Origin of the sequence: Leucobacter sp. M11, from assembly GCF_035726885.1 — a bacterium.
GTDB lineage: Bacteria > Actinomycetota > Actinomycetes > Actinomycetales > Microbacteriaceae > JAPFRB01.
Genome location: NZ_JAPFRB010000002.1, coordinates 62,345 through 64,481, shown reverse-complemented (window position 1 = coordinate 64,481; position 2,137 = coordinate 62,345). Strand labels below are relative to the sequence as shown.

Genomic DNA, 2,137 nt, shown 5'->3' with positions numbered 1-2,137 from the left:
GGGAGGTGGTGAATCGTCACGCCGGGGACGGCGGGGAGCTCGGCGACGGGGGCGTGTTCCGGGCATTCGATCCAGGCCTCGGCCCGGCGGCCCGCTGGCCACTCGGCGAGGATGGAGAACAGTGCGGGGATCGCGGTCTCGTCGAGGAACAGGGCGACCGGGCGATCGGTGGGCTCCGGCGGCAGGAAGTGCTGGCGGGGGCCGGTGAGGTGGAAGGTGTCGCCGACGGCGAGCGCAGCGACCCAGCGCATCATGGGGCTTTCGCCGGGGTGCAGGACGACGTCGATGTCCATGCTTCGGGTCGCGGGGTCGTAGCTGCGAACCGTGTAGACCCGGGAGACGACGCCGCCTGCGGTGCCGTCGTTGGACTCGTCGGGGCCGCCGGAGACCTGGATGCGAACGGAGACGTTGCTGCGGCTCCAGGCCTCGTCGTCGAGGTCGATGGCGGCTTCGCAGGTGATGCGGAGCAGGTCTCGGGAGGGGGTGTTGAGCCGGGTCACGCGCAGCTCGATGCCGCTGATGTCGCGGGCGTGGTCGGCCTGCTCGAGGACTCCCTCGGAGTCGACGATGGCCTCGGATGGGTCGGCTGAGGGGACGTTGGGGGTCACGGGGGCGCTCCGAATCTTCGTCAGATGATATGGTTTAATAAGGTTAGCCTTACATAAAACCGCTCGTCAAGTGAGTCGGGAAATCGGGGCGTTCTAGGATGGGGCGTGAGCCCGCGCGGCCCGCTCCGCCGAACGGGGTCCGGCTCGCCGGGCGCGCACGAGGAGAAGGGGCAATGATGTCGGCTACGACCGGTGACGCGGTGACTGTTGGAGGCACGGGGCGGCGTCGCCTGATCACGCGCGAGAAGATCGCCGACGCGGGGATCGAGATGACGCTGCCCGCGGTGACCTTCACGGGGCTCGCGAAGCGGCTCGGGGTGTCCCTGCCCGCGCTCTATAAGCACGTGGACGGCATCGATGAGCTGCGCATCCTGGTCGCCGAGGAGATCTTTTCCCGGTGGGAGCTGCCCGAGCTCGCATCGGGGGAGTCGATCGAGGCGCACCTGGCCCGGCTCGCACGCTCGCTCCGCGATCTGGTGCTGGCACACCCCGGGCTCGCGCAGTACCTGAGCCGGATTGGGCGGCACACCCCGGTCGCTCTCGGCAAGATCGATGCGCATCAAACCGAGGTGGCCGAGCGCTTCGGGCTCAGCCCGACGCAGGCGTCGTGGGTGCTGTCCACCGTGACCTTCACCGCGGTTGCCCTGTCCGATGTGGTGTTTCACGCGGCCGTGGCGTTGCCGACGCGGGTGCCCCTCGCGGGCAGCCCGGATCTGCGCACGCTCTCGCGCATCGAGCCGACCCCGCTGCTCGACGGCCCGGAGCAGAAGTTCGCCTTCGCGATGGAGGCCATGATTCGGGGCGCTCTCCTGCAGCTCACCGCCCTGCCCTGACGCCGGTCAGCCGCCTGCCCGACAGCCGTCGGGGCCGGGAAACCGCCCCGTCACGCGCCCGAAACCTGTGTCGAAAACTGTCACGGGCGCGTGACGCCGTCGAAACGCCCCCGAAACCGCCGTCCGGCACAGTGGCCCCAACGCGCCCCGCACGAGGCGGCGGCGGCAGAGAAACGGGGTCGATATGCACGCAAACACCGTCTGGATCGTCACGAGCACCGCGCTCGTCCTCCTGATGACACCGGGGCTGGCGCTGTTTTACGGCGGGCTCGTCCGCTCACGCTCGGTGTTGAACATGATGATGCTGAGCCTCGGCTCGATGGGCCTCGTCGCCGTGCTCTGGGTGCTCTACGGGGCGAACATGAGCGTGGTGGGCGACGCCGGCCCGCTCGCCTTCTCCGGCAACCCCCTCAGCGCGTTCGGTCAGGCCGGGGTCGCGGGGGCGGATTTGGTGGGCATCGCCTTCGGGGCCACCTTCGCCATCATCAGCACCGCGCTCATCTCCGGCGCCATCGCCGATCGCACCCGCTTCGGGGCGTGGATGCTTTTTGCCGGGCTCTGGGCCACGCTCGTCTACTTTCCCGTCGCCGCCTGGGTGTGGGGCGGCGGATGGGTGCAGGCCCTCGGCGGATGGCTCGGCACCGCCGAGGTCATCGACTGGGCGGGCGGGACCGCCGTGCACCTGAACGCCGGGGC

The 2,137-nt window shown here is 69.9% G+C and carries 3 protein-coding genes; 2 read left to right on the top strand and 1 reads right to left on the bottom strand.

Going from position 1 to position 2,137, the window contains the following annotated elements; all coding sequences use genetic code 11:
- Positions 1 to 608 (bottom strand): siderophore-interacting protein (locus OOT08_RS04395; protein ID WP_325091349.1); only part of this gene is annotated, 608 nt, incomplete at its 3' end.
- Positions 609 to 781: 173 nt separating this feature from the next.
- Between OOT08_RS04395 and OOT08_RS04390 the strand changes: the two genes are divergently transcribed.
- On the top strand, positions 782 to 1,441 hold the full coding sequence (locus OOT08_RS04390; protein WP_325091348.1) for a TetR/AcrR family transcriptional regulator: 660 nt from the start codon (positions 782 to 784) through the stop codon (positions 1,439 to 1,441).
- A gap of 184 nt (positions 1,442 to 1,625) precedes the next feature.
- Positions 1,626 to 2,137 (top strand): ammonium transporter (locus OOT08_RS04385; RefSeq protein ID WP_442916180.1); only part of this gene is annotated, 512 nt, incomplete at its 3' end.

What these genes read in the sequence shown, in the direction of transcription:
- OOT08_RS04390 (WP_325091348.1), top strand. Translation starts at nt 782, where the DNA reads ATGATGTCGGCTACGACCGGTGACGCGGTGACTGTTGGAGGCACGGGG.